Below are 24,975 nucleotides of genomic sequence, written 5' to 3'. Positions count from 1 at the left end.
CGAGTCATGAGCACTGACAGCTGCGCCGCGCCCGACCAGAGCGCCCCGCTGCCCGCGTCCGTCGACGTGGAGAAGGAGACCGTGATCACCGGGGTCGTCCGCTCCGGCGCCGACCCGGTCGCCGGCGCCTACGTGCGCCTGCTCGACTCCACCGGCGAGTTCACGGCCGAGGTCGTCACCTCGCCGGCCGGGCAGTTCCGCTTCTTCGCCGCCCCCGGGACCTGGACGCTGCGCGCCCTGTCCCGCCAGGGCAACGGCGACGCGACCCTCGCCGCCGACCGCGGCATCAACGAGGTCGCCGTCACCGTCGGCTGACGCGCGGATCGTGACGCCGCTCGCCGGGCTCGGGCCCGGCGGGCGGCGTCTCACGTTGTGGCTGCGAGGATGGCGGCCGTGAAGCGTCGCTGGATCGTCATCGGGGTCGTCGCGTGGGCCGTGGTCGTGGCCGGGTTCGCGCTGTACTCGTACTCCAGCGACCCGCCCACCGCCCGCGAGCAGACCACCATCGCCGACGCGCTGCCGACCGTGGACACCGCGCTCGGGCGGATCTACGCCGCGCTCGACCCGGCCGCGTCCGTCGCCACGCTCGGCGGGTACCGGCGCACCGAGGCGAGCTGCCGGGTGACCTCGGCCCGGGAGGGCACCCGGTTCAGCCGGGAGCTCATGGTGTACGTCCACAAGGACGCCGAGGCCGCCACCCTCGACCGCGTACGCGCGGCGCTGCCGGCCCGGTACGAGGCGAACGTCGCCCACAACGGGTCGACCCACCTGCTCAGCGCCGACGCCGGGAACTTCGTGGCGGTGCGCGGCACGGTGACCGAGCCGGGGATCCTGCGCTTCAGCGCGGACACGGGCTGCCGCGTGCAGCAGGCGGCGGTCGCGGAGGCCACGCCCCCGTCGCCGGACGCCGACCGGGCACCGGTCCAGGCCGTGCTCGACACCCTGGGCCGCACGGCCTCGGACTGGCGCGCCCACCGGCTCACCTCGCCGGCGTGCCCCGCGCTGCGGACCGTGGAGGCCGTCACCTCGGGCGACGGCGCCGCCGCGCGCGCCTCGGCGCCGGCCGCCGCCGTGGTGCTCGACACCGAGAAGGTCTTCGCCTACCGCGCCGGTGCCGCCGGGGTCGTCATGCGCGAGGACGGCGACGCGCTCGTGGTGAGCGCATCGGCCGGCTGCTGAGAAACCACCCCCGGAGGCCGGGATGTCTGGCGGGAGCGACGGTCCGGACCACCGCGGACCCGAGCCATGAACCGCCGGCTAATAGACGAGCGCCTGGGCGCCCTCCTGGAGCGCCTCCTCGACGAACGCCGCGGCTCCCGCGATGCGGATCCCGGGCAGCACGTCGCCGGGGCCGATGCCACGCCGGGCGGCGCACTGCGTGCACACCGTCACCGAGCCGCCGGCCAGGATGGCCTCCAGCAGGTCCGGCAGCGGCGCCGCGTGCGGCAGCTCGAACTCGGCGGCGCGGCCGGGCAGGGCGAACCACGCCGACTCGCCGGTGAGCCACAGGGAGGTCGCGACGCCACCGGCGACGGCGGTCGCGGCCACGGTGAAGGCCTGGGAGCATCGCTCCGGAGCGTCCGAACCGGCGGTTGCCTTGACGACGAGAGAACGGGCCATGCTCCGCAGCATAGGATTCGCGTGATGGTTACGGAGATCGGGTTCGTGAGCCTGCTGGTCGCCGGGATGGGCGCGCTGGCCGGAGGACTGGTCTATCTTGCGGTTCGGGTGTCGAGGGGGCGTTGGTGACTGACGTGCAGCCGCCGTGGGCGGGGCTCGCCCAGGTCGGTGAGTATCCGTATGAGGAGACGCACGACCTGCGATCGGGGCCGGACCTGCACCCGGCCCTGCTGGGGCTGCTGCCGCTCGTCGGCGTGTGGCGCGGCCGGGGTCAGGGCGACTACCCGACGATCGAGGGCTTCCACTACGGCCAGGAGATCCGGTTCAGCCACGACGGGCGGCCGTTCCTGTTCTACGAGTCGCGCTCGTGGATCATCGACGCCGACGCGAACCCGATCCGCCCCTCGCAGCGCGAGGTCGGCTGGTGGCGGCCGGTGATCGTGGACGACAAGGCCACCGACGAGCTCGAGGTGCTGCTCTCCTCGCCCACCGGGATCGTCGAGCTCTACACCGGGCAGGCGCGCACCACCACCCAGTGGCAGATGGCCACGGACGGCGTCGGGCGCACCGGCACGGCCAAGGAGGTGCGGGGCGGCCAGCGGCTCTACGGCATCGTCGAGGGCGCGCTGCTCTACACGTTCGACCTGGCGGCGATGGGCCAGCCGCTGCAGGTCCACCTGTCCGCCCGGCTCGAGCGGGTGGCGGGCTAGATTTAGTGCCGTGGACCTCGCGGATTTGCTCCGGTCGCGCGGGTTACGGCTGACCGCACCGCGGCAGCTCGTGCTCGAGGCGGTCTACCGGCTGCGCCACGCCACCCCGGACCAGATCCACGCCGAGGTGGCGGAGAAGGCCGCCGGGGTCAACATCACCACTGTGTACCGCACGCTCGAGCTCCTGGAGGAGCTGGAGCTGATCACGCACGCGCACCTGTCCCACGGCGCGCCGACCTACCACGCGGTCGACGAGCACCAGCACGCGCACCTGGTCTGCCGGGGCTGCGGCTCGGTGCTCGAGCTGCCGTCGCCGGTCCTGGACCAGCTCGCCGGCGAGCTGGCGCAGAGCCGCGGGTTCCGCCTGGACATCGGGCACGTCGCGCTGTTCGGGCTCTGCCGAGCGTGCGGGGAGAGCAAGGGAGCACCATGCTGAGCGCCGTTCCGGTCGCCGCCCTCGACCCCACCGACCCCGACGCGGGCGCCGTCGCGCACTACGGCGACCCGGCCCGCGAGCAGCGCATCCTGGACACCGCCGCGGGCCTGGTCGACCGCTCGCACACCGGGGTCCTGGCCATCCCGGGCGCGGACCGGCTCGGCTGGCTGCACAGCCTCACCACCCAGCACCTGTCGGACCTCGCCCCGTGGACCGGCTCCGAGCTGCTCGTGCTCTCCCCGCACGGGCACGTCGAGCACCACGCGGTGCTCACCGACGACGGCACGACCACCTGGCTCGACACCGGCGACGCGCCCGGGCTGCTGGGGTTCCTCGAGCGGATGCGCTTCCTGATGCGCGTCGAGCCCGCCGAGGTGACCGAGGACTGGGCGCTGCTGTCGATCGTCGGGCCGCAGACCGACGAGACCCTCGTCGCCCTGGGTGTCGGCCCGCTGCTCCCGCCCGACCTGCTCGCGGTGCCGGAGGCGAAGTTCGCCACCGGCTCGGTGCCGCCGCGCCCGACGGTCCGCTACTCGGTCGCCGCGCTGCCGGCGGGGGGCTGGGCGCGCCGGATGGCCTACGGGGCCGATCTGCTCGTCCCCCGCCAGCTGGTCGCCTCCGTGGCCGAGGACGCGGGGCTGCCGATGGCCGGCATCTGGGCGTTCGAGGCGATGCGGGTCGCGGCCCGCCGGCCCCGGGCCGGGTTCGAGACCGACCACAAGACGCTGCCGGCCGAGGTCGGCTGGACCGGGCCGGCCGTGCACCTGGAGAAGGGCTGCTACCGCGGGCAGGAGACCGTCGCCCGGGTGCACCACCTGGGCCGGCCGCCGCGCAAGCTCGCCCTGCTGCACCTGGACGGGATCGCCACCGACGAGCTCCCGGCGCGGCACACCCCGGTCCTGCTGGAGGGCGGCGAGCGGCCCGTCGGCTTCGTCGGCACGGCGGTGCGCCACCACGAGCTCGGGATGATCGCGCTCGCCGTGGTGAAGCAGAACCTGACCCCTGACTCCGCCCTGCGCATCGGCCCGTCGACGGCTCGGATCGACCCGGAGCCGTAACCTCTTCGGGGTGATGACGACGACGTTGATCACGGTGGCCCCGACCGGCGCGGAATCCCGCAAAACGGACGTGCCGGCGCTGCCCGTGACGCTGGACGAACTGGTGACGACGGCACGGGACTGCGAGGCGGTCGGGGCGAGCGTGATCCACGTCCACCTCCGCGACGACGACGCGGAGCCGACGCTGGACCTGGGCCGGCTGCGGGAGGCCGTGGCCGCGCTGCGCGAGGCGACCGGGCTCATCGTGCAGCTGTCGACCGGGGGCGCGGTGAGCGACCCCGAGGCCGACCGGCTCCGCGTGCTCGAGGCCGGGCCGGACATGGCCTCGTGCACGATGGGCACCGTCAACTTCGGCGACGACGTGTTCCTCAACCGCTGGGACTTCATCGTCGACCTGCACACGCGCATGCAGGAGCGGGGCATCGTCCCCGAGTACGAGATCTTCGACCTCGGCCAGCTCACCACCCTGCGCCGGCTGCTCGACCGGCACGGCCTGCCGGCGGGCGGGCACGTGCACGTCGACCTCGTGATGGGCGTGCCGGGTGGGATGCCCGGCACCGTCGCCGCGCTCGCCGCCTGCGAGGCCGCGCTGCGCGACCTGCCCGAGGGCACCACGTTCTCCGCGACCGGGATCGGCCGCGCCTCCCTGCCGGTGCTGCTGGCCTCCCTCGCCGCCGGCGGGCACCTGCGGGTGGGGATGGAGGACACGGTGACGTACGCGAAGGGGCAGCCGGTCGACAGCAACGCCCAGCTCGTCGCCCGGGCCAGCGGGTTCGCCCGGCTCGCCCAGCGGCCCCCGATGACCGCCGGCCAGGCCCGCGAGCTGCTCGGGATCGCCCGTGTCTGACCTCTACGCCGGCGGGGAGCTGCTCGCCGAAGTCGTCCGCAACGCGTTCGTGGAGAGCCGCCACCACGGGTCCGTGGTGGTGCTCGGCCCCGACGGGGAGGTCGCGGCCTGGGCCGGCGACGTGCTCGGGGCGGTGTTCCCGCGCTCCAGCGCCAAGCCGCTGCAGGCGGTCGGCCTGCTGCGCGCCGGGCTCGGCCTGGACGGCCCGGATCTCGCCCTGGTGGCGGCCAGCCACCGCGGGCAGGAGCCGCACGTCGCCGGCGTGCTGGAGATCCTGGCCAGGTCCGGCATCCCGGTCGACGCGCTGCGGTGCCCGCCCGACTACCCGCTGGCCGAGGACGCCCGCGACGCCGTGGTCCGGGCCGGGCACGGCCGCGAGCGGGTCTTCATGAACTGCTCGGGCAAGCACGCGGGCATGCTGCGCACCGCTCGGGCCAACGGCTGGCCGCTCGAGACCTACCTCGACCCGGACCACCCGCTGCAGGAGCGGCTCGCCGCGACGGTCACGGAGCTGATCGGGGAGCCGATCGCGGCCACCGGGGTCGACGGCTGCGGCGCGCCGCTGTTCGCATGCTCCCTGCGCGGGCTGGCCGGGGCGTTCCTGCGGCTGGTGAGCGCCCCCGGCGGCAGCCGGGAGCGCGCGGTGGCCGACGCGATGCGGGCGTACCCGCTGCTGGTCTCGGGCGACGACCCGGCCGAGGACGACACGCGGCTCATGCGCGCGGTGCCGGGGCTGCTGCTCAAGGGCGGCGCCGAGGGGGTCGCGGCGGCCGCCCTGCCCGGCGTCGGCGCGGTGGCGCTCAAGATCGACGACGGCGGGATGCGGGCCCGGCTGCCCGTGCTCGCGGCGGCCTTCGCCCGCCTCGGGGTGAATCTCAGCGGCCAGGTTCCGGTTTTCGGCGGCGGCCGGGAGGTCGGCGTGGTTCGCTCGGTGTGGTAGGTCGCGGTGACCGGGTTCACGCTAGCGGGAGTTAGCACTTTGCTTGCAACAGTTAGCAGCGCGAGCTACCGTCGGTAAGCGTGAACGAAGAGCCGCGCGACCTGGGTGGGTTCATCCGTGACCTGCGCCGCAACGCGCGCATCTCGCTCCGCCAGCTCGCCGAGCAGGCGGGCGTGAGCAATCCGTACCTGAGCCAGATCGAGCGTGGCCTGCGCAAACCCAGCGCCGAGGTGCTGGCTCAGCTCGCGGGCGCGCTGCGGGTGTCGACCCCGCTGATGTACCTGCGGGCGGGGCTGCTGGAGCGCGAGGGGCACGACGTGCTCAGCGCGATCGCCGCGGACAGTGATCTCACCGTGGCCCAGAAGCAGTCGCTCACCCAGATCTACGAAACGTTCCGCCGGGAGAACGCGCGGAACAACCCGGCCCCGGCCGGCGACGACGACCGGGGTTCCGAGGGCGTGGGCACCGACGCGCCCGCCGAGCCGACACGTTCCCACGAGGAGTCGCAGTGACCACCGAGACCACCACGAAGAGCACCACGCGCAAGATCCCCACGCCGCTCTACGCCGCCGCCGGCGCCGGCGACCTCGCCTACCAGCAGCTGCGCCGCCTGCCGGAGCAGGTCGCCCAGCTGCGCGCCCGGGTCGAGGAGCTGCGCCCGGCCGCCGCCGACGCCAACCTGCGCGTCGACCTCGACCGGCTGCGCGAGGCCGCGCGCCGCAACGCCGCGAGCTTCCTGGCCACCGCCCAGCAGGGCGCCCAGCTCGCGCAGGACCGGGCCCTGGCCGTCTACACCGAGCTCGTCGCGCGCGGCGAGAAGGTCGTCAGCACCGCCCGCACCGCCGAGGCCAAGGTCGAGCTGGAGCCGGCCCAGAAGGTGGTGACCGCCGAGGTCACCACGACCGAGGAGCCCGCCGGCCCGGCGGACGCGCCGGTCAGGAAGGCCGCGGCGAAGAAGACCGCACCGAAGAAGTAACGCGAATCCTGCGAAGCCCTCCGGCACCGTCGTACACGGGCCGGAGGGCTTCGGCATAAGCTCGTGACATGGTGAGTGCCGTCCCGGTCTTCTACGACGATGTCGAGTACTACATCCAAGTCGCCGTGTGGATCTTCTGCCTGGTGCTCGGCGCCGCGGCCTTCCTGCACTGCGTGGTGCAGCGCACCGACGCCTTCCCGGCCATCGGGACCATGTCGAAATCCATCTGGCTCGCCCTGATCGGCGGCGGCGAGCTGCTCACCGCGATCTCGCCCAGCCTGGGCCTGGGCCACCTCGGCATCTTCTCGCTCATCGCGGCCGGGATCTTCGCGGTGTACCTGCTCGACATCCGTCCCGCGCTGCGCGACGCGGTCGACGGCCACGGCTCCTGGTGATGGACTTCCGCTGGCCGCCCCCGCCGGACGGGCGCCCCGACCGGTTCCGGCCGCCCGTGACCCGGGGCCCGCAGACCGGCCGCCCCACGCTCCCGGCCCCGCCCACCGAGCTGGTCGCCACGCCGCACGGGGTCGAGCTGGAGCGGCTCGTCACCGGCGAGGGCGAGCCCGTGACGGTGTTCGCGCACGGTCTGGGCAGCGGGATCGCCGAGACCCGGCCGCTGGGCAGCGCCGTGCGGGGGCGCAAGGTGTTCTTCCAGTTCCGCGGGCACGGGCAGTCCGCCGCGCCGGGGGGCGTGTGGACCTACGCCGACCTGGCCCGCGACCTGCGGGCGATCGCCGACCTCGGCGGCGCGACCCGGGCGCTCGGGGTGAGCCTGGGGGCCGGCGCCCTCACCCGGCTGCTCTCCGACAACCCGGGGCGCTTCGAGCGGGCCGTGTTCTTCCTGCCCGCCGTGCTCGACTCGCCCCGCCCGGCCGCGGCCCAGGAGCGGCTGAGCGCGCTGCTGGAGGCGATCGAGGCCGGCGACGCCGCCTCGGTGGCCGACGTGATCTCCCAGGAGATCCCGGCCCAGCTGCGCAACTCCCCGCCGGTCTGGGCCTTCCTGCGCCAGCGCCTCGACCAGCTCATGCGCGACGGGCTCGCCGCGGGCCTGGCCAGCCTCCCCGAGCAGGCCGCCGTCGCCGACCGCGACGGCCTGGCCGCGGTGAGCGCCGAGTGCCTGGTGATCGGCTGCCGCGGCGACGATCTGCACCCGGCCTCCGTCGCCGAGCAGCTCGCCGCGGCGCTGCCGAAGGCCGAGCTGCACCTCTACGACCGGCCCGGCGTGCTGTGGACCCACCGGGCCGACCTGCGCACCCGGATCTCGGACTTCCTGAACGCCTGACCGGGCGCCGCCGCGCCGCGGGCACGCCCGACCGGACGCCCTCCGCGCTCCGCGTACGCCTGAACGGCCCGGCTGGAGTGACCGAACGTCCGAGGCCTGACGCGTATCAGAACCGGGTCCGACGGATTCTGTATTGCATGACCACTTCGCTTGCCTGGGCGGGGCCGACCCGCCGCATATAGTCGGCTTCCATGGGTGTCACACATCACGGCCGCACATATCGGCTCGACCTCGCCGATCCGACGCTGCGCGAGTGGACCGCCAAGGTCCTGCACGCGTCGGCCGAGGACGGGATCGTGCTGGACCGCTCGGCCTTCTACCCGGGCGGGGGCGGGCAGCCCCCGGACCACGGCGTCCTGCTCTGGCAGGGCGTGCAGACGCGGATCGTCGGCACCCGCAAGGCCGACGACCTCTACCTCCTGCCCGCCGAGGGCGACCCGCTGCCCCCGGTGGACACCGAGGTGACCGGCGCGGTCGAGGACGATCGGCGCACGAAGCTCATGCGCACCCACTCGGGCCTGCACGTGCTGTGCGGGGTCGTGTTCCGCGACTTCGGCGCGCTCGTCACCGGCGGCTCGATGGAGCCGGCCGAGGCCCGCATGGACTTCAACCTGCCCGAGGTGCCGCCGGACTTCAAGGCGCGCCTCGAAGAGCTCGTGAACGCCGAGGTGGTCGCGGACCGCCGGGTCGTGACGAAGGTGCTCGGGCGGGACGAGGCCCTGGCGCTGCCCGACATCATCCGCACCCAGTCGAACCTCATCCCGGCCGACGAGCCGGAGATCCGCATCGTCGACATCGTCGGGCTGGACACGCAGGCGGACGGCGGCACACATGTGGCGTCCACGGCGCAGATCGGGCGGCTGCAGGTCGTGAAGGTCGAGTCCAAGGGCAAGGCCAACCGCCGGGTGCGCGTGCGGCTGCCGGACTAGCGCGCCTCGCGGATCAGTCGGCGGAGACGATCACGGCGTCGGGCGGGGGCTCCCGGCGGTGCTGGACCAGGTGGCGGATCCCCGTGTTCAGCACCGCCACGAGCGGCACGGCCACCAGGGCGCCGATGATGCCCGCGAGCACCACGCCCGTCGCGATCGCCACGATCACCGCGAGCGGGTGCACCGAGACCGCGCGGCCCATGATGAGCGGCTGCAGGACGTGGCCCTCCAGCTGCTGCACGGCGATCACGCCGATCAGCACCACCAGCGCGGTGATCGGGCCCTCGTCGACCAGCGCGACCAGCACCGCGACGGCGCCGGAGACCGTGGCGCCGACGATCGGCACGAACGCGCCGAGGAAGACCAGCGTGCCCAGCGGGAACCAGAAGTCGACGTTCAGGAAGAACAGCAGCAGGCCGATGCCGAGCGCGTCGATGAAGGCGACGAGCACGGTGGCCCGCACGTAGGCGACCAGGGTCCGCCACGCCGCCTCGCCCGCGCGGCGGATCGGGTCGCGGGCCGGTGTCGGCAGGATGCCGGTCACGAAGTGCCAGATCCGCTTGCCGTCGCGCATGAAGAAGAACGTGACGAAGAGGATCAGCAGCGTGAGGGCCAGGAACTCGACGGTCGCGGTGGCGGTGCTCAGCGCGCTGTCGGTGAGGCTGCCCCGGTTGTCGTTGAGCCAGGTGGTCGCCGCGTCGAAGGTCGCGTCGAGCTGCCGGCCGCTGAGGTGCAGGGGCCCGGTGGTGAGCCAGTCCTGGATCTGCGACACGCCGGCCGACGCCTTCTCGGCCAGGGCCGGGAAGCCCGCCACGAACTCGGTCACCACGAGCGTGAGCACGCCCGCGACCGCGCCCAGGCCCATGATCAGCACGACGAACGCGGCCAGGGACGGGGGCAGCTTCACCCGGCGGCGCAGCACGCCCATCACCGGGGCGAGCAGGGCCGAGAGCAGCAGCGCGATGCTGAGCGGGATCAGCACGGTCTTGAGCCGGCCGACGAGCCAGAGCAGCACGGCCGCGGCCGCGATCAGCAGCAGCAGGCGCCAGGACCAGGCGGCGGCGATGCGCAGGCCGTGCGGGATCTCCGCGTCGTCCCGGCTCGTCGTCGTCGCGTGCTCGAACTCCCCCGCCGGCGGCTCCGGCGCCGGCTCCGGCTCCTCCGCGACCGCGATCTCGCGCTCGACCCGGGCCTCCGCGAGCCGCTGGAGGTAGGCGCGGCGCAGATTGGCACGCACCTTGTCGAACCGGCCCACGTACTACCTCCCCGGATGCGGCTTCCCACGTCGCCCGACGGCGACTCCCCACCGTAGACCGGGTCGCGCGACGTTGGCACGTATCGAGGCGGTAGCGTCGCAAGCGTGACAGCACAACCCGCCGCTGGTTACCAGGCGTCCACCGGCGCTCAACCCACCGGCCCGACCGGCGACGCGACCCCCGACGCCCTGCCGATCCGGCTCCTGCACGACCGGGTGCTCGTCCGGCTCGAGGGCGCCGAGGGCGAGCGCCGGCACATCTCCGGCATCGTGATCCCCGCGACCGCCTCGGTCGGCAAGCGGCTGTCGTGGGCGACCGCCGTCGGCGTCGGGCCCAGCGTGCGCTCGATCGTCGCGGGCGACCGGGTGCTCTTCGACCCCGAGGACCGCTCCGAGGTGGAGCTGCAGGGGCGCGACTACGTGCTGCTGCGCGAGCGGGACGTGCACGCGGTCGCGGCCCGGCGCGTCGAGCCGGACTCGACCGGCCTCTACCTGTGACGCCGGCCGGCGCGCGGCCCCGGTAGGTCGCGCGCCGGCCGGCGGTCAGCGGTGTTGGCTCGGCGGTCTTGGTTCGGCGGTCTTGGCTCGGCGGTCTTGGTTCAGCGGTCGGGGTTCGGCGGTCGGGGTTCAGCGGTAGTAGTACGGGGCGGCGAACGCCGGCGGGGGCGGCGGGGCCAGGGAGACGGGCACCGGCACCACGGGGGTGGCCGGGGCGTCGAGGACCCGCACGACGCCGTCGGGGAACGTGATGTGGTAGCGCGTGCCGTCCCACACCGCCCGCGGCGACTGGGGGTCGCGGCCGACGAACACCTGGCGGTACGCGTCGAGCGCGGTCAGCAGCTGCCGCTCCTCGGCGAGCGCCTCCATGCGCCGCTTCGGCTCCTTGTCCAGGCCGCGGTGGAGGCCGTCGCGCAGCAGGGCCAGCCGCGTGGCGTCGAACTGGAACGCCCGCATCGCCTTGGCGCCCGCGTCGCCGGCGACCCGTTTGGCCCAGCGGCGGGCCGACAGGCGGCGGCCGAGCGTGCCCAGCGCGGCGACCTCGGGCGGCGAGAACCAGCCGGCCCGGGCGTATTCGCCGAGCACGCGCTCGGTCAGCTTGCCCTCGTTGGAGCGCAGCCACAGGGCGAAGCCGACCATGCCCAGGAAGATCGGCATCATCACGGCGAAGTAGCCGTAGAGCAGGACCCACGCGCTCGTCGACGCCGTCACCGACATGAGGTTCCACGAGCCGTGCAGCATCATGGCGACGAGCAGGCCGGCGAGCGGGGCGAGGAAGCGCACCGGCCGGGCCGAGGAGCGCGAGGCGAACCCGAGCCCGATGCCGGTCATCGAGGTGAACAGCGGGTGCGCGAAGCCGGTCATGAGGATCCGCACGATGAAGATGCCCACCAGCGCCGCGGCCCCGGTGACCGGTCCGGACTTGTCGGCGGCCTCGCCGTAGCCCTTGAAGCCGAGGTACAGGATGTTCTCGACCATCGCGAACCCGGTCGCGGAAAGTCCACAGTAGACAATCCCGTCGATGATGCCGGAGAACGCGCGGGGGCGGCGCCAGAACAGCAGCACCGGCCCGAGCGCCTTCATGCTCTCCTCGATCAGCGGCGCGACGATCACGGCGACCAGCGCGTCGGAGAGCCCGGCCTTCTCGGCGAAGTACGAGCCGGCGGTGTTGACCACCAGGGCCACCCCGGTCGCGACGAAGGCCCCCCAGCCGAAGACGAAGACGAGGTACTTCACCGGCTCCGGCTCGTACCGGTCCAGCCACAGGAAGCAGGAGACCAGCACCGGCACCGGGATCACCGCGGAGCCCACGCCCACGACCAGCGCCGTCCACCCGCCGCTGAAGCCGAAGAACGCGAGCACGGCGACGCCGCAGGCCGCGATGAATCCCATGACGCCGATCAGCGTCCAGAGCCGGCGCCGGTCGGAGCGCTTCGCGGGCGGGGCGGCGGCCAGGGCGAGCGCGGCCGTCGGGTACTCCTGGCGGCCCGCCGGCGGCCCGACCGCCTCGGTCACGTTGGGCACCGCGGGCGGCATCGCCGGGCCGGACGACTGCCCGGCCGGGATCTGGGGCGTCATCGGGCGGGCCCACTCGGCACCGGGCGGCTGGGCGGCCGGAGGGGCCGATGCCGGCTCGGCGGCCGAGCGGCGCGGAGGCGGGCTGACCCCACGCCGGCCGCCCCCACTCGGGCTGCGCGGCCGGCGGGGCCGAAGCCGGCGGCGCCGAAGCCGGCGGCGCCGACGCGGGCGGCGGCGGGGAGGGCTCCGGGTCCGGAGGCGGCGGAACGGAGGCCGGCGAGCCCCAGCCGGAGGGTGTCGCCGGAGCACTCGGGGAAGCCCACGGGGACGCGCCCGGCGGCGAGGCGGCGGGCGGCCCGGACGCGGGCTCGGGCGAGGACGGCGTCCCATTCGGCGGGAGATCGCTCATGGGGCAACTTTATCTGCGGTACGGTCACGACAGGTCATGAGTGCCAGCGCACAGCCCCGGCTTGCTGGCCGGCAACCCTCGCGTTCGCGGCGGGGTGCCCCGGGTGATGACCCGGCCCGGCACGCGGTGTGCCCGGGCAAGCGCGAACGAAGGGGCTGCCCCGTGTCCGAAATCCTCACGCCCGGCGAGGTCAAGCTGTCCGACGGCCGCTGCGTCGACTTCGCCAACCTCGACGTCGCCGCGACCGCGCCGTGCCTGCGGGTCGTCGCCGACGTCGTCGCGGAGCTGCTGCCCTACTACGGCAGCGTCCACCGCGGCGCGGGTGCCCTGTCGCAGCGCTGCACGCGGGAGTACGAGCAGGCCCGCGAGACCGTCGCGGACGTCCTCGGCCACGGGCCGGGCGACACGGTGATCTTCACACGCAACACCACGGACGCGTTCAACCTGCTCGCGCGGGCCGTCCCGGCGGGCACCACGGTCGTCACGTTCGACGCCGAGCACCACGCCAACCTGCTGCCCTGGCGCGACGCGGTCCGGCTGCCGGCGCCCCGCACGCCGCAGGAGGCCGTCGCGGCGCTGGAGCGCTACCTGTACCGATCCCAGAACCCCGGCATCCTCGTCAGCGTCACCGCGGCGAGCAACGTGACCGGCGAGGTGTGGCCGGTGGAGCGGCTGGCCGAGGTCGCGCACCGCTACGGCGCCCGGATCGCCGTCGACGCCGCGCAGCTGGCCCCGCACGCCCCCGGGCGCCTGGCCGGGCTGGGCGCGGACTACGTCGCGTTCTCCGGGCACAAGCTCTACGCGCCGTTCGGGGCGGGCGTGCTCGCCGGGCGGGCGGACTGGCTGGACGCGGCCGAGCCCTACCTGGCCGGCGGCGGGGCCAGCGCCCACGTCCCCGACGACGGGCCGGCGCGCTGGGCCACCGGCCCGGCCCGCCACGAGGCCGGCACCCCCAACCTCCTCGGCGCGGTCGCCCTCGCCACCGCGCTGCGCACCCTGCGCGACCGCGACCTCGCCGGCAACCTCGGGGGCGCCGAGCAGACGCTGCTGCACCGGCTCCGCGCCGGGCTCGCCGCGCTGCCGCACGTGGAGGAGCTGCGGCTCTTCCCCGCCGACGCGGAGCGGGTCGGCATCGTCTCCTTCGCCGTGCGGGGCCGCGACCCGGGCGCGCTCGCGGTGACGCTCGGCCGCGACCACGGCATCGGGGTGCGCACCGGCCTGTTCTGCGCGCACCCGCTGACCCGCCGCCTGCTGGCCGAGGCCACCGGGCGGCTGACCGGCGAGGCGTTGCCGGAGGGGGCGGGCTGCGAGCCGGGGGCCGAGCAGGCCGTCCGGGCCAGCTTCGGCCTCGGCACGACCGAGGAGCACATCGACCGGCTGCTCGCCGCCCTGCGATGAGCCCGGCTCAGCGGCTCAGCAGGAGGTCGCCGCGGGCCGCGACGCGGTCGAGCACCACCGACGGGGTCAGGCCGGCGGCGGTCAGCTCGCCGGCCTCGACCTCGTCCCACGTCAGCGGGGCGCTCACGGTCGGGGTCGGGCCGGCGCGCAGGGAGTACGGCGCGACCGTCGTCTTGAACGCGTTGTTCTGGCTCCAGTCGATGAACACCTTGCCGGGCCGCAGCTGCTTGGCCATCTTCGCGACCACGAGCCGCGGCCGGGCCCGGGCCAGCTCCTCGGCGACCGCCTTCGCGTAGGCGCTCACCTCGTCGGCCGTCTCCTCGCCGGGCAGGGGCACGACGAGCTGCATGCCCTTCTTGCCGGAGGTCTTCGCCGCGCACCGCAGGCCGTCGGCGGCCAGGCGCTCGCGCAGGATCAGGGCCACCTCGAAGCACTCCGGCAGCCCCGCGGGCGGGCCGGGGTCGAGGTCCACGACGAGCTGGTCGGGGTCGAGCCGGCGGCCCTGCGCGTCGACCCGCCACTGCGGCGTGTGCAGCTCCAGCGCCGCGAGGTTGGCCAGCCACACGACCGTCGCGAGCTCCTCGACCACGATGAAGTCGATCTGCTCGCGCCCCTTCGAGGAGCCGGGGACCGGCAGCCGTACGGTCCGCACCCACTCCGGCGTCCCGGCCGGCGCGTTCTTCTCGAAGAAGCCGTCGCCCTCGACGCCGTTCGGGTAGCGGGTGCGGGTCAGGGGCCGGTCCCGCAGGTGCGGCAGCAGCGTCGGGGCGATCCGGGTGTAGTAGTCGAGGACCTCGCCCTTGGTGAAGCCCGCGCGCGGGTACAGCACCTTGTCGAGGTTGGAGATGTCCAGCCGCCGGCCGTCGACCTCCACGTGAATCCGGTCAGGCATCGCGGACCTCCTCGGCGCTGAGGTCCGGGCGGATGCGCAGGAAGCGCGGGAAGCGCAGCCGGCCGTCGCGCGTGCGGTGCCCGAACTTCACCTCGACCACCAGGTGCGGGTTCACCCACACGGCGCCGCGGGCGTCCTCCCGCGGTACCGACGCGCCGAACGGGTTCCGGCTCGTCGCCAGGGGCTGCAGGGCCGCCAGCAGCGAGCGCTCGGACGCGCCGGAGATGCCGCCGCCCACCCGGCCCCGGTAGGCCAGCCCGCCCGGGGCCGGCACCCCGACCAGCAACGCGCCGAGCGCGCGCTTGCCCGGCCGCCAGCCGCCGACCACGAACTCGCAGCTCTCCTCGAGCTTCACCTTGATCCAGTCGGGCGTACGGACTCCCGGGTGGTACAGCGACTCCGCCCGCTTCGCCACCACGCCCTCGAGCCGGTTCTCCCGGCTGGCCGCCACGGTCGCGGGGCCGTCGTCGAACGACGGGGGCACCATCGCGCGGGAGCCGAGCGGGAGCGCTTCGAGGCGTTCGCGGCGGGTGCGGTACGGCAGCCCGACGAGCTCGTCGCCCTCCGCGCGCAGGGCGTCGAAGACGAGGTACGTCACCGGCACCGTGGCCGCCAGGCGCGCGGCCCGGTTCGGCTCGCGCACGTGCATGCGCTCCGCGAGCACCTGGAACGACGGCTGCCCGGCCTCGTTCATGGCCACCACCTCGCCGTCGAGCACCGAGTCGGCCAGGCCGCGCCCGAGGCCGGCGAGCTCCGGGTAGGCGGCCGTCACCTCGGCCCCCGAGCGCGCGAAAAGCCTGGTCACACCCTCGCGGACGACGGCGATCGCGCGGATGCCGTCCCACTTGAACTCGTAGGACCAGCCGGGCCCGGCGGGCAGCGCGCCGGACGACGCGAGCATCGGGGCCGGCGGAGCTGCCATAGTTCCACACGATAGTTCGCCTGCGAGTTCCTCGCGCCCGGCTCGAAACGATGCGAAGCTGAAGATTGCACGGTCGATACGCTGCGGAAAGGATCCTCATGCGCGCGATCTGGAAGGGCGCGGTCTCCTTCGGGCTGGTCTCGATCGCCGTCCGCCTCTACTCGGCGACGGAGGAGAAGGACATCCGCTTCCACCAGGTGCATCGGGAGGACGGCGGCCGGATCAAGTACAAGCGCGTCTGCTCCGTCGACGGTGAGGAGGTCGCCTACGACGACATCGCCAAGGGCTACGACCTGGGCGGCGGCGAGATGGTCATCCTCACCGACGACGACTTCTCCGACCTGCCGCTGACCACCAGCCGCGCGATCGAGGTGCTGGAGTTCGTGCCGACCGAGCAGGTCGACCCGATCCTCTACAACAAGGCGTACTACCTGGAGCCGGAGCAGACCGCGGCCAAGCCCTACGCCCTGCTGCGCGACGCGCTGACCAACGTCGAGCGCGTCGCGATCGTGAAGGTGGCCCTGCGCCAGCGCGAGCAGCTCGCCACCCTCCGCGTGCGCGACAACGTGCTGGTGCTCAACACCATGCTGTGGCCGGACGAGATCCGCGCGGCCAAGTTCGACATCCTCGACGAGGACGTGACCGCCCGCCCCGCCGAGCTCGCGATGGCCGGCTCCCTCATCGAGTCGATGGCGGCCGACTTCGACCCGAGCGCCTACACCGACAACTACCGCGAGGCCCTGCAGGAGGTCATCGACGCCAAGGTCGCCGGGCGCGAGGTCGTGCAGCCGGAGGAGGCCGAGGAGGCGCCGGCCGCCGCGGTCGACCTGATGGCCGCGCTGCGCGCCTCGGTCGAGCGCGCGCGGGCCGCCCGCGGCGAGGAGCCCGCGGCGGAGACCGCCGAGGAGGAGGGCGAGAAGCCCACGCCGATCAAGAAGGCGGCGGCGAAGAAGGCGACGCCGGCGAAGAAGACGACGAAGGCGGCCCCGGCCAAGAAGGCCCCGGCGAAGAAGACGGCCGCGAAGAAATCCGCGTGAAGTAGACGGTCGCGGACGCCCGGTCGAGCAGCAGCCCGCCGCCGACGTCGAGCCAGTGCGGCGCCGGCGGCGCGAACGGGCGCAGGTCGGCCGGGATGTCCGGGGCGGCCGCCGGGGGGCCTTCGGGCGCGGCGGCGGCGCGCTCGGGGGTGAGCACCGCGAGGCCGTTCAGCTCGTAGTCCATGGGGCCGATCTCGGGGCAGCTGCGGGCGCGGGCCTCGTGCTCCTGCCAGTGCACCGACCGGATCGGGCGCAGCTGCGGGTACATCTGCTCGATCCTCGCCTTCTCCGTGAAGACCGAGGTCTTCGGCGGCCGGGTGAGGTCGGGGCAGCCCGCGAGCCCCGGCACCCAGTCGCGCAGTGCCAGGGCCACGCCGCAGATCGCGATCACGCAGGCCGACAGCGCCGCGGTGATCGCCAGCGCTATCTTGGCCGGGCGGGTCACCCGTTGATCTGTACCACCTCGAGGGCGCCGCCCGCATAGTCGGACCGCACCCGCTTCTTGTCGAACTTGCCGACGCTCGTCTTCGGCACCGCCTCGATGAACGACCAGCGCTCCGGCAGCTGCCAGCGGGCGACCTTCTCGGCGAGGAACTCGCGCAGGGTCTCGGCGTCGGCGGTGGCGCCCTCGCGGAGCACGACCGTCGCGAGCGGGCGCTCGCCCCACTTGTCGTCGGGCACGCCGACCACGCAGGCCTCGAGCACCGCGGGGTGGGCCATGATCGCGTTCTCCAGGTCCACCGAGCTGATCCACTCGCCGCCGGACTTGATGACGTCCTTGGCGCGGTCGGTCAGGGTCAGGTACCCGTTCGGCGTGAGCGTGCCGACGTCGCCCGTGCGCAGCCAGCCGTTCTCGAACTTGTCCGGGTCCGGGCCGTCCTCGCCGATGTACTGGGCGGTGATCCAGGGCCCGCGCACCTGCAGCTCGCCGACCGCCTTGCCGTCGCTGGGCATCGGCTCCCCACCGGGCCCCACGATGCGGCCCTCGACGCTCGCCGGGATGCGGCCCTGGGTGTAGCGGTACGACCACGCCTCCGGGTAGTCCACGCCGTGCGGGGGCCGGGCGACGGAGCCGAGCGGGGACATCTCCGTCATGCCCCACGCGTGGATGACCTGGATGCCGTACCGCTCCGCGTACGCGTGCATGAGGGCCGGCGGGCAGGCCGAGCCGCCGATGACGACCTCCTTGAGCGAGGAGACGTCGGTCGGGTTCGCGTCGAGGTAGGCCAGCAGGTCCGTGAAGATCGTGGGCACGGCCCCGGCGAACGCGGGCCGCTCCACCTCGATCATCTTGGCCAGCGGCGCGGCCTGCAGGAACCGGTCGGGCATGAGCAGCTGGGCGCCGCTCATCAGCGCCGCATACGGCAGGCCCCAGGCCATCGCGTGGAACATGGGCACGATGGTCAGGTTGCGCATCTGCGGGCCGAGCCCGAAGCTCTCCGCCATGCACACCTCCATCGAGTGCAGGTAGATGGAGCGGTGGGAGTAGGCGACGCCCTTGGGGTTGCCGGTCGTGCCGCTGGTGTAGCACAGGGCGGCCGCGTCGTCCTCGTCCAGCTCCGGCCACTCGAAGGTGTCCGGACGGCCCGTGAGCAGCTCGTCCCACGAGTGCACCTCGACACCGTCCTTGACCAGCTTGGACGTGTCGCCGGCGCCGACCACGACGATGTGCCGCACGGTGCTCAGGTGCGGCAGCACGCCGGCCAGCAGCGGGATCAGCGTCGAGTCGACGATGACCACGCGGTCCTCGGCGTGGTTGGCGATGTAGATCAGCTGCTCGGGGAACAGGCGCAGGTTGAGGGTGTGCAGCACGGCGCCCATGCTCGGCACCGCGAAGTATGCGACCAGGTGCTCGGCGTTGTTCCACATCAGGGTGCCGACGCGCTCGTCGCCGGTGACGCCGAGCTCGCGCAGGGCGTGGGCCAGGCGCGCGGCCTGGCGACCGATCTCGGCATAGCTGGTGCGCCGGGCGGCCTCGCCGGTCCAGGTCGCGACGTCGGAGTCACCGTGGACGGTGGAGCCGTGCTGCAGAATGCGGGAGATCAGCAGGGGTGTCTTCATCATCGTGCTGCGCATGACAGCCAAGCTAATGTGCGCTGCGCCACAATGAAACCCGCGAGTACCAATATGCCCGGACGCGCAGGACGTCCGGACATATCGGCTTCCAGGAGGGAACTTCCTAGAACGCGGCGACCTTGGCCTCCATGTCGGACGCGTCGGTCGTGTCGACCTGGGTCGCGCCCTGCAGCGCCTTGTTCGGCAGCGCCACGGTGATCAGGGTGCCCAGCAGCGCGACGAACGCGGCCGCCAGGAACACCGGGTGCAGCGCGTTGACGAAGAGATGCTCGACCATCGCCAGCTGCGCCGGGGGCAGCGAGCGGACCTGGGCCGGCGCGTTGATCGACACTCCCCCGCTCGCCCCGCTGAGCTTGCTGTTCATCACCGCGCCGAGCGCCGCGACGCCGACGGAGCCGCCGAGCGAGCGGAAGAAGGTCGCCGCGGAGGTGCCGGCGCCCATGTCGCGCAGTTCGAGGGAGTTCTGTACGGCCAGGATCAGCGGCTGCATCGCCAGGCCCAGGCCCACGCCGATGACGGTCATGTAGATGAACGCCTGCCACAGCGGGGTGTCGACCTGCAGCGTGGTGAACAGCAGCAGCCCGGAGCCCATGACGACGGTGCCGGCGACCGGGAACCACTTGTAGCGGCCGAGCCGGGAGATGATCCGGCCGGACACGATCGACGTCACGATGACGCCCGCCATCATCGGCAGCATGAGCAGGCCCGAGCGGGTCGGGGTGGCGCCCTTGACGATCTGCAGGTACAGCGGCACGTAGATGATCGAGCCGAACATCGCGAAGCCGAGGATGAACGTGGCCGTGTTGGACAGCGAGAACGTGGCCCGCTTGAACAGCCGCAGCGGCAGGATCGGCTCCTCGGCCCGGCTCTCGGCGAACACGAACAGCACGGCGAGCACGACGAACCCGGCGAGCAGGCCGAGGATCTTGGCCGAGTCCCACGCGTAGCCCTCGCTGCCGCCGAGCGACAGGGCCAGCAGCAGCGCGCTGGAGCCGGCGACCATCAGCGTGGCGCCGAGGTAGTCGATGCGGTGCTCGCGGCGGGTGTGCGGGACGAGCCGCAGCACGCGGGCGCACACGAACAGGGCGAAGATGCCCAGCGGCACGTTGATGTAGAAGATCCAGCGCCAGTCGTGCTCGGCGAAGTAGCCGCCGACGAGCGGCCCGGCGACCGAGGAGATGCCGAACACGGCGCCGAACAGGCCCTGGTAGCGGGCCCGCTCGCGGGGCGCGACGACGTCGGAGACGATCGTGAACGCGAGCGTCATGAGGCCGCCGGCGCCGATGCCCTGCAGGGCCCGGGTCGCGATGAGCTCGGTCATGTTCTGCGAGAGCCCGGCCAGCAGCGAGCCCGCCAGGAAGGTCGCGATCGCGAACAGCAGCACGGGGCGGCGGCCGTAGAGGTCGCTGATCTTGCCGTACAGCGGCGTCGACGCGGTGGAGGCGAGCAGATATGCGGTGACGACCCAGGAGTAATGGTCGAGTCCGCCGAGGTCGCCCACGATCGTCGGCAGCGCGGTGCCCACGATCGTCTGGTCGAGCGCGGCGAGCAGCATCCCGGTCATGAGACCGCCCATCAGCAGCAGAATCTGCCGGTGAGCGAGGGTGGGCCGGGTCTGTTGCTCCGGCGCGGCGGTGGTCATCGACAATCCCTCTCTTGCGGAAGCTTCTCCGCGATCGACTCGTTCAGCCGGGTGAACAGCGCGGCGAACTCCGCGCGCTGCTCCGGCGTCCAGTCCGCGAGCAGTTCCCGCCAGATGGACAGCCAGCGGTCGCGGTTCTCGGCGAAGACCTCGCGGCCGAGGTCGGTGACCTCGACGAGGCTCGCCCGTTTGTCCGACGGGTCCTGGGCCCGGCCGACGAGCCCGGCGCTCTCCAGCGCGGCGACCTGCCGGCTCACGGTGGACAGGTCGAGGCTCACCTCGGCGGCGAGGGCCGACAGCCGGAACGGCCCGTCGACCGCGACCCGGCTCAGCAGGACATAGGCCGGGCGTTCGAGGCCGCGACCGGCGTCGTTCCACTTGAGGGTGGCGAAGAGCCGCTCGGACAGCCGGATGAACCGGCCGACCTGCCGCCCGATGGCGGCGTGCTCGGCGGCGTGCTCGGTGTCCTCGTCCACGCGCTCCCCCGAATCGATACTTGCTTGGCACAAGCATCGGTTTCCGGGGCGGTCGACTTCAAGCTAATTCGGGGTGATGCGCGGCACGCCTGAGGATGATTCGGTTCCGGGCCCGCCGGGGTGCGGAGCATGACTCGGGTCCGCCGGGGTGCGGACCGTCGCTCCCGCCAGACACCGCTCGGCGCTGCGCGCCGACGCTGCCAGGTCCGCCGCTGGTCGCGGTCAGCCGGATCGCGGTCCGTTCGCGGCGCCGTCCGGCGGGACGGAAGCCGAGGCCGGCGCCAGGTCCGCGGCGGCCGGCTCAGCGGCGCTGTCCGGCCGGGCCGAAGCCGGCGCCAGGTCCGCGGCGGACCGGGTCAGTGGCGCTATTCGGCGGGGCCGAACTCGTAGCGGTCCGCGGGGTAGGCCTTGTCGCCGACGACGAGCACGGGCACGCCTTCCTGCATGCTGTGCTCCTTCTTCTCCGTCGGCGTGGGCATGCGGGCGGTCACGACCTCGCCCGCGTGCAGCCAGATGCGCTCGCGCGGCTGGATGGCGCGAACCCGGCTGCGGTAGCCGCGCTTGCTCTCGACGAGACCCTCGCTGCGCAGGTGCGCCATCGCGTCCCGGATGGTGTCGCGGCCGACATCGTGCTCCTCGGCGAGATACTTCTCCGAGGGCAGCAGACTTCCCGGCGGCAGTTCACCGCTGATGATCTGTTGCCGAATCACGTCCGCGACCTGCCGATACAGCGACAGGCCGGAACTCCGGGAGATCATGCTGGCGACCATACGAAGCGAAATCGGCAGGTAACGACCTGGCCTTATGGCCCCACGGCCACATAGTGCTACTATCACCGTAGCGCGAGGCCGGGCTGGGCGGTCAGGCCTCGCGCCACCCCGGACCGGGGTGCGGCGGCCGTCCAAACTGCTGCGAGCCGCGCGGTCGCCGCACCCCCCGAGCACCCATGGAGGCCTCGCGATGCAGGACGACGAGGAAGAGCTCAGCCCGATCGTGTCCCTGGACCTGCGCGCGATCACCGCGGTCATCACCGAGGACGAGGGCGACCCGATCCTGCTCATCGACGACGGCGACGTGCAGATCGAGTTCACGTCCGGCATGAACGGCAGCTGGGACCACGCCGTCCTCGGCGCCCAGCGGGTGGCGTCCGCGGCCCTGGAGTTCGCCGCCGTCCTCCGCCGCCGCCCGATCCGCCACTAGCCCCCGAACCGCCCGCCCAACCGCAGCGGCCCGATCCGCCACCAGCCCCGAACCGCCCAGTCAACGGTGAGCTGCCGCCACTCGGGCGGCTTTTTGCTGTGGCACACCAAATCCGGCACACCAAAAAGACGCCGCCCGGGCAGCCTCGGTGTGAGGCCGCACGGGCGGCGAAGGGGTTGCGAGGGGTCTCGAGGGGCCTCAGGCCGCCGAACGCCGGCGGGACAGCACCACGAACATCCGGCCCGCGACGACCAGCAGCAGGCCCGCGCCGAGGACGAGCGCGGCACGCGAACCGGTCACCGGCAGGGTGTCACCGCCGCCCGAGCCGCCGCTCACGCCGCCGTAGCCACCGCCGTTCGAGCCGCCGCCCTGCCCGTAGCCGCCGGACGACGGCGACGCCGCGGCCGCCTCCAGCTGGCAGACGCCCAGGTCCAGGATCGTGGTCTGGTCGGTCTGGTCGCCGTACCCGCCCGACTTCCACTTCGTGCGCACGATCAGCTTCACGCGGACGGAGTACGCCTTCGCGTAGAGGCCGGACGCGCTCGTCTGCTTCTCGACCGAGCCGAGCTCGACGCGCAGCACCACGGCGCGGGCCGGGCGGGCCGAGCGGCCCTCGGTGTTGCGAACCGTGGACTGGCCGCCGCCGACGACCGGCAGGCCCGGCAGCAGGCCCGCGAGCAGCGACTCCGGGATCGCGGTGGCGCCGCCGACGGTGCCGGACAGGGCGCTCGTCGCGCCGCCGAGCAGGTCCAGCAGCGGCAGGCCCGCGACCGGGAGGTTCTCGGCGCGGCCCAGATCCTCGGCCTCGGTGCGGGAGTTGCCGTCGACGGGGACGACCACGTCGACGTGCGAGCCGGCGGACTCGACCTTCAGCGCGTCGCGGCCCGGCACGCGGACCTCGAGCACCGGCGCCTTGTAGTCGACGGTCTTCTTGGCCCCGGCCGTGACCGTCAGGCTCGGCGGGCTGACGACCCGCACACCGATCGCGGACGGGCCACCGGCCAGGAGCGTGAAATCGGCGATGCCACCCGTGGCCGTCGCCTTCGCGGCCGTCTTGCCGTCGAGCTTGTCGACCCCGGTCGCGGTCGAGCTCTGGATCGCGCCGAAGCGCAGCAGGGCGCGGCCGCCGCGGCCGGGCAGCACCGCCAGGCCGGCCAGGCGGGCGTCGGCGCTGGCGCGGGGGCCGGCGGCGGCGGTGCACCGGGCCGCGTCCTGCCAGGTGGCGTGGGCGCGCAGGCCGCCGGTGCCGGCCTGGAGCACGCCGAGGTTGACGCCCTGGACCGGTACCGTCGCCGCCTGTTCGTGCGGCGGCGGGGCCTGCTGGTAGGCGCTCGGGCCGATCAGGCCGGGCGGGAGCACGCCGCTGCTCTGGATGTAGCGCGCGTCGGCGGCGGCCCGGGCCGGGCCGCCCGCGAACCCGGAGTGCGCGGTGGCGGTCCGCAGCTCCGGCAGCGGCGGCGTATTGAGCCCGATGCCGCGCAGGTCCAGCCCGCCGATCGCGAGCGTGTTCGCGGCGGCCGTGGCGCCGAAGCCCTCGGGGCAGCCGGAGCTCTCCGGCGCGCCCGCCGAGGCCGGAGCCGCTAACGCGACCGGGCTCACTGCTCCGAGGACCCCCGCGGCGGCGAGGGCGACGATGAGTCGGGCTGTTTTAGGGCGCGCGGAAGCTACAGGTGCCGTCATAGCGATGAGGTCCTCCGAGACCGGGGAGTACGGGAGCCAGCCCGTCAGGGCGTGCCACTGCTGCGCCCAACGAGGCCTCCCGGCCCGGGTTACGCCCCCTTTTGCGGTCTCATCCGCACTAGTAACGGCGAAAGCTACGAGATAGGTACGGGGTCGCTCAAAAGTGTCGAGTCGGACTTTTCCCCACTTTTCCCGTCATCTGGTGGCGGGCCGTAGGCGCCCGGCGTGACCCGCGTTACTGTGATCGCCATGGGCATGCTGTGCGCGGTGAGCTTCAATCGCTACGGCCGGCTGTTCTACTTCGACCCCGGCGAGCTGCGCCCCCAGGTGGGCGACCGCGTGCTGATCCCGACCGACGACGGGCCCGAGGTGGCCGAGTGCGTCTGGGCCGCCCAGTGGGTCACCGAGGAGACCGAGGGCTTCCCGCGCCTGCTCGGCCTCGCGGGCGACGAGGACCTGCGCCGCGACGAGCTGCTGCGCAAGCGCAAGGCCGAGGCCAAGGTCGCGGCGAAGCGCCTGATCCGCGACCACGAGCTGCCGATGAAGGTCGTGGCAGTAGACCACGTCCTGGACTCCACGGGCGGGCAGGGCGCGCGGACCACCATCTACTTCACCGCACCCCATCGGGTGGATTTCCGTTCCCTGGTGCGGGATCTGGGCGCGACCCTGCACTGCCGGGTCGAGCTGCGGCAGCTCTCGGCGCGCGACTCGGCCCGCGTCCAGGGCGGCATCGGCTCGTGCGGGCGCGACCTGTGCTGCGCGACGTTCCTCAACGACTTCGAGCCCGTGACCATCCGCATGGCCAAGGACCAGGACCTGCCGCTCAACCCGCTGCGCATCTCCGGCGCCTGCGGGCGGCTCATGTGCTGCTTGAAATACGAACATCCCCTCTACGTCTCGTTCCAGGCGACGGCCCCCGCCGTCGGGGCGCGGGTGAGCACCCCGGACGGCGACGGCCGCGTGGTCGGGCACAGCGTCCCGCGGGACTCGGTCGTCGTCCGCATGGACGCCGACGGCTCCCGCTGCTCCTGCAGCCGGGCGTCGGTGTGCGGATCACGCCAGGCGTACGAGGAGCGGCACGGCTAGGAGCTCGCACCCGAGGGCGAGTGAGCCGCCGACGCAGCCCGCAACCACGTCCACAAAGGACGTCGCCGAGCCGCGGCTGCAGTCGCCG

The 24,975-nt window shown here is 73.5% G+C and carries 29 protein-coding genes and 1 riboswitch; of the genes, 18 read left to right on the top strand and 11 right to left on the bottom strand.

Translation table 11 applies throughout. The features are described from left to right. Positions 1–6: 6 nt before the first annotated feature. Both ACQP1P_RS03070 and ACQP1P_RS03065 read left to right on the top strand, forming a co-directional pair. Positions 7–315, top strand: coding sequence for a DUF1416 domain-containing protein (locus ACQP1P_RS03070; protein ID WP_433082886.1), 309 nt, complete (start codon positions 7–9; stop codon positions 313–315). Between the two features lie 78 nt (positions 316–393). Beyond that, positions 394–1,179 (top strand): hypothetical protein, encoded by a 786-nt coding sequence (locus ACQP1P_RS03065; RefSeq protein WP_433082884.1) that lies wholly within the window; start codon positions 394–396, stop codon positions 1,177–1,179. Positions 1,180–1,257: 78 nt separating this feature from the next. Here the strand turns inward: ACQP1P_RS03065 and ACQP1P_RS03060 are convergent, their stop codons facing one another. Then, complete coding sequence (locus tag ACQP1P_RS03060) at positions 1,258–1,632, bottom strand: DsrE family protein (protein WP_433082882.1); 375 nt, start codon at positions 1,630–1,632, stop codon at positions 1,258–1,260. A 12-nt stretch (positions 1,633–1,644) separates the two neighbouring features. On the opposite strand from ACQP1P_RS03060, the gene mtfM reads away from it, so the two are divergent. The 11 genes from mtfM to ACQP1P_RS03005 all read left to right on the top strand — a co-directional run bounded on the left by mtfM (position 1,645) and on the right by ACQP1P_RS03005 (position 8,798). Beyond that, positions 1,645–1,749, top strand: a complete 105-nt coding sequence (gene mtfM, locus ACQP1P_RS03055) for a small membrane protein MtfM (RefSeq protein WP_350612303.1) — start codon at positions 1,645–1,647, stop codon at positions 1,747–1,749. Further along, positions 1,746–2,330 carry an FABP family protein gene (locus ACQP1P_RS03050; protein WP_433082881.1) on the top strand — a complete coding sequence of 195 codons (585 nt, stop codon included), beginning with the start codon at positions 1,746–1,748 and terminating at the stop codon, positions 2,328–2,330. Before mtfM ends, ACQP1P_RS03050 begins: the two co-directional genes overlap by 4 nt. 10 nt (positions 2,331–2,340) lie before the next feature. Further along, positions 2,341–2,766 (top strand): Fur family transcriptional regulator, encoded by a 426-nt coding sequence (locus tag ACQP1P_RS03045; RefSeq protein ID WP_433082879.1) that lies wholly within the window; start codon positions 2,341–2,343, stop codon positions 2,764–2,766. After that, positions 2,760–3,824 carry a YgfZ/GcvT domain-containing protein gene (locus ACQP1P_RS03040; protein WP_433082877.1) on the top strand — a complete coding sequence of 355 codons (1,065 nt, stop codon included), beginning with the start codon at positions 2,760–2,762 and terminating at the stop codon, positions 3,822–3,824. Before ACQP1P_RS03045 ends, ACQP1P_RS03040 begins: the two co-directional genes overlap by 7 nt. Positions 3,825–3,837: 13 nt before the next feature. Continuing rightward, positions 3,838–4,671 carry a 3-keto-5-aminohexanoate cleavage protein gene (locus ACQP1P_RS03035; RefSeq protein WP_433082875.1) on the top strand — a complete coding sequence of 278 codons (834 nt, stop codon included), beginning with the start codon at positions 3,838–3,840 and terminating at the stop codon, positions 4,669–4,671. Then, the gene (locus ACQP1P_RS03030) at positions 4,664–5,611 is read left to right on the top strand and encodes an asparaginase (protein ID WP_433082873.1); all 948 of its coding nucleotides are present in this window, start codon (positions 4,664–4,666) and stop codon (positions 5,609–5,611) included. The genes ACQP1P_RS03035 and ACQP1P_RS03030 overlap by 8 nt, the downstream gene beginning before the upstream one ends. Before the next feature lie 80 nt (positions 5,612–5,691). After that, positions 5,692–6,123 carry a helix-turn-helix domain-containing protein gene (locus ACQP1P_RS03025; RefSeq protein WP_433082871.1) on the top strand — a complete coding sequence of 144 codons (432 nt, stop codon included), beginning with the start codon at positions 5,692–5,694 and terminating at the stop codon, positions 6,121–6,123. After that, the gene (locus ACQP1P_RS03020; protein WP_433082870.1) at positions 6,120–6,587 is read left to right on the top strand and encodes a hypothetical protein; all 468 of its coding nucleotides are present in this window, start codon (positions 6,120–6,122) and stop codon (positions 6,585–6,587) included. The genes ACQP1P_RS03025 and ACQP1P_RS03020 overlap by 4 nt, the downstream gene beginning before the upstream one ends. 68 nt (positions 6,588–6,655) lie before the next feature. Further along, a complete protein-coding gene (locus ACQP1P_RS03015; protein ID WP_433082868.1) occupies positions 6,656–6,982 on the top strand; it encodes a DUF2516 family protein in 327 nt (108 codons plus the stop codon). Further along, positions 6,979–7,869, top strand: a complete 891-nt coding sequence (locus ACQP1P_RS03010; protein ID WP_433082866.1) for an alpha/beta fold hydrolase — start codon at positions 6,979–6,981, stop codon at positions 7,867–7,869. Before ACQP1P_RS03015 ends, ACQP1P_RS03010 begins: the two co-directional genes overlap by 4 nt. Before the next feature lie 191 nt (positions 7,870–8,060). Further along, the gene (locus ACQP1P_RS03005; RefSeq protein ID WP_433082864.1) at positions 8,061–8,798 is read left to right on the top strand and encodes an alanyl-tRNA editing protein; all 738 of its coding nucleotides are present in this window, start codon (positions 8,061–8,063) and stop codon (positions 8,796–8,798) included. 13 nt (positions 8,799–8,811) lie between these two features. Here the strand turns inward: ACQP1P_RS03005 and ACQP1P_RS03000 are convergent, their stop codons facing one another. After that, positions 8,812–10,053 carry an AI-2E family transporter gene (locus ACQP1P_RS03000; RefSeq protein WP_433082862.1) on the bottom strand — a complete coding sequence of 414 codons (1,242 nt, stop codon included), beginning with the start codon at positions 10,051–10,053 and terminating at the stop codon, positions 8,812–8,814. 189 nt (positions 10,054–10,242) lie between these two features. Between ACQP1P_RS03000 and ACQP1P_RS02995 the strand changes: the two genes are divergently transcribed. Further along, positions 10,243–10,551: a GroES family chaperonin gene (locus tag ACQP1P_RS02995; RefSeq protein WP_433089803.1), complete on the top strand. Its 309-nt coding sequence runs from the start codon at positions 10,243–10,245 to the stop codon at positions 10,549–10,551. 129 nt (positions 10,552–10,680) lie between these two features. Here ACQP1P_RS02995 and ACQP1P_RS02990 read toward each other — a convergent pair whose 3' ends face one another. Continuing rightward, positions 10,681–12,129 carry a PrsW family intramembrane metalloprotease gene (locus ACQP1P_RS02990; protein WP_433082860.1) on the bottom strand — a complete coding sequence of 483 codons (1,449 nt, stop codon included), beginning with the start codon at positions 12,127–12,129 and terminating at the stop codon, positions 10,681–10,683. A gap of 381 nt (positions 12,130–12,510) precedes the next feature. Beyond that, a riboswitch (SAM riboswitch) is annotated at positions 12,511–12,627 on the top strand. Between the two features lie 22 nt (positions 12,628–12,649). Between ACQP1P_RS02990 and ACQP1P_RS02985 the strand changes: the two genes are divergently transcribed. Beyond that, on the top strand, positions 12,650–13,876 hold the full coding sequence (locus ACQP1P_RS02985) for an aminotransferase class V-fold PLP-dependent enzyme (protein WP_433089801.1): 1,227 nt from the start codon (positions 12,650–12,652) through the stop codon (positions 13,874–13,876). Between the two features lie 7 nt (positions 13,877–13,883). On the opposite strand, the gene ligD (ACQP1P_RS02980) is transcribed toward ACQP1P_RS02985, so the two are convergent. Both ligD (ACQP1P_RS02980) and ligD (ACQP1P_RS02975) read right to left on the bottom strand, forming a co-directional pair. Next, positions 13,884–14,768 carry a non-homologous end-joining DNA ligase gene (ligD, locus tag ACQP1P_RS02980; protein ID WP_433082858.1) on the bottom strand — a complete coding sequence of 295 codons (885 nt, stop codon included), beginning with the start codon at positions 14,766–14,768 and terminating at the stop codon, positions 13,884–13,886. Further along, positions 14,761–15,690 (bottom strand): non-homologous end-joining DNA ligase, encoded by a 930-nt coding sequence (gene ligD / locus ACQP1P_RS02975; protein ID WP_433082857.1) that lies wholly within the window; start codon positions 15,688–15,690, stop codon positions 14,761–14,763. The genes ligD (ACQP1P_RS02980) and ligD (ACQP1P_RS02975) overlap by 8 nt, the downstream gene beginning before the upstream one ends. A 98-nt stretch (positions 15,691–15,788) precedes the next feature. Between ligD (ACQP1P_RS02975) and ACQP1P_RS02970 the strand changes: the two genes are divergently transcribed. Further along, the gene (locus ACQP1P_RS02970; RefSeq protein WP_433082856.1) at positions 15,789–16,727 is read left to right on the top strand and encodes a Ku protein; all 939 of its coding nucleotides are present in this window, start codon (positions 15,789–15,791) and stop codon (positions 16,725–16,727) included. Here ACQP1P_RS02970 and ACQP1P_RS02965 read toward each other — a convergent pair. The 5 genes from ACQP1P_RS02965 to ACQP1P_RS02945 all read right to left on the bottom strand — a co-directional run bounded on the left by ACQP1P_RS02965 (position 16,621) and on the right by ACQP1P_RS02945 (position 21,679). Continuing rightward, entirely contained in the window at positions 16,621–17,172 is a 552-nt protein-coding gene (locus tag ACQP1P_RS02965; RefSeq protein WP_433082854.1) for a hypothetical protein, read from the bottom strand. The genes ACQP1P_RS02970 and ACQP1P_RS02965 overlap by 107 nt on opposite strands. Further along, positions 17,169–18,788 (bottom strand): fatty acid--CoA ligase, encoded by a 1,620-nt coding sequence (locus ACQP1P_RS02960; RefSeq protein ID WP_433089799.1) that lies wholly within the window; start codon positions 18,786–18,788, stop codon positions 17,169–17,171. Before ACQP1P_RS02960 ends, ACQP1P_RS02965 begins: the two co-directional genes overlap by 4 nt. 118 nt (positions 18,789–18,906) lie before the next feature. Beyond that, complete coding sequence (locus ACQP1P_RS02955; protein WP_433082852.1) at positions 18,907–20,445, bottom strand: MDR family MFS transporter; 1,539 nt, start codon at positions 20,443–20,445, stop codon at positions 18,907–18,909. After that, positions 20,442–20,921 carry a MarR family winged helix-turn-helix transcriptional regulator gene (locus tag ACQP1P_RS02950; RefSeq protein WP_433082850.1) on the bottom strand — a complete coding sequence of 160 codons (480 nt, stop codon included), beginning with the start codon at positions 20,919–20,921 and terminating at the stop codon, positions 20,442–20,444. The genes ACQP1P_RS02955 and ACQP1P_RS02950 overlap by 4 nt, the downstream gene beginning before the upstream one ends. 365 nt (positions 20,922–21,286) lie before the next feature. After that, positions 21,287–21,679, bottom strand: a complete 393-nt coding sequence (locus tag ACQP1P_RS02945; RefSeq protein WP_433082848.1) for a winged helix-turn-helix domain-containing protein — start codon at positions 21,677–21,679, stop codon at positions 21,287–21,289. Positions 21,680–21,881: 202 nt separating this feature from the next. On the opposite strand from ACQP1P_RS02945, the gene ACQP1P_RS02940 reads away from it, so the two are divergent. Beyond that, positions 21,882–22,121, top strand: a complete 240-nt coding sequence (locus ACQP1P_RS02940) for a hypothetical protein (protein ID WP_433082846.1) — start codon at positions 21,882–21,884, stop codon at positions 22,119–22,121. Positions 22,122–22,319: 198 nt separating this feature from the next. On the opposite strand, the gene ACQP1P_RS02935 is transcribed toward ACQP1P_RS02940, so the two are convergent. Then, complete coding sequence (locus tag ACQP1P_RS02935; protein ID WP_433082844.1) at positions 22,320–23,720, bottom strand: hypothetical protein; 1,401 nt, start codon at positions 23,718–23,720, stop codon at positions 22,320–22,322. 330 nt (positions 23,721–24,050) lie between these two features. On the opposite strand from ACQP1P_RS02935, the gene ACQP1P_RS02930 reads away from it, so the two are divergent. Continuing rightward, complete coding sequence (locus ACQP1P_RS02930) at positions 24,051–24,887, top strand: PSP1 domain-containing protein (protein ID WP_433082842.1); 837 nt, start codon at positions 24,051–24,053, stop codon at positions 24,885–24,887. Positions 24,888–24,975 lie beyond the last annotated feature (88 nt).

Origin of the sequence: Dactylosporangium sp. CA-052675 (genome assembly GCF_050947935.1) — a bacterium.
Taxonomy (GTDB): domain Bacteria; phylum Actinomycetota; class Actinomycetes; order Mycobacteriales; family Micromonosporaceae; genus Dactylosporangium.
This window is presented reverse-complemented; position numbering and strand designations above follow the sequence as displayed.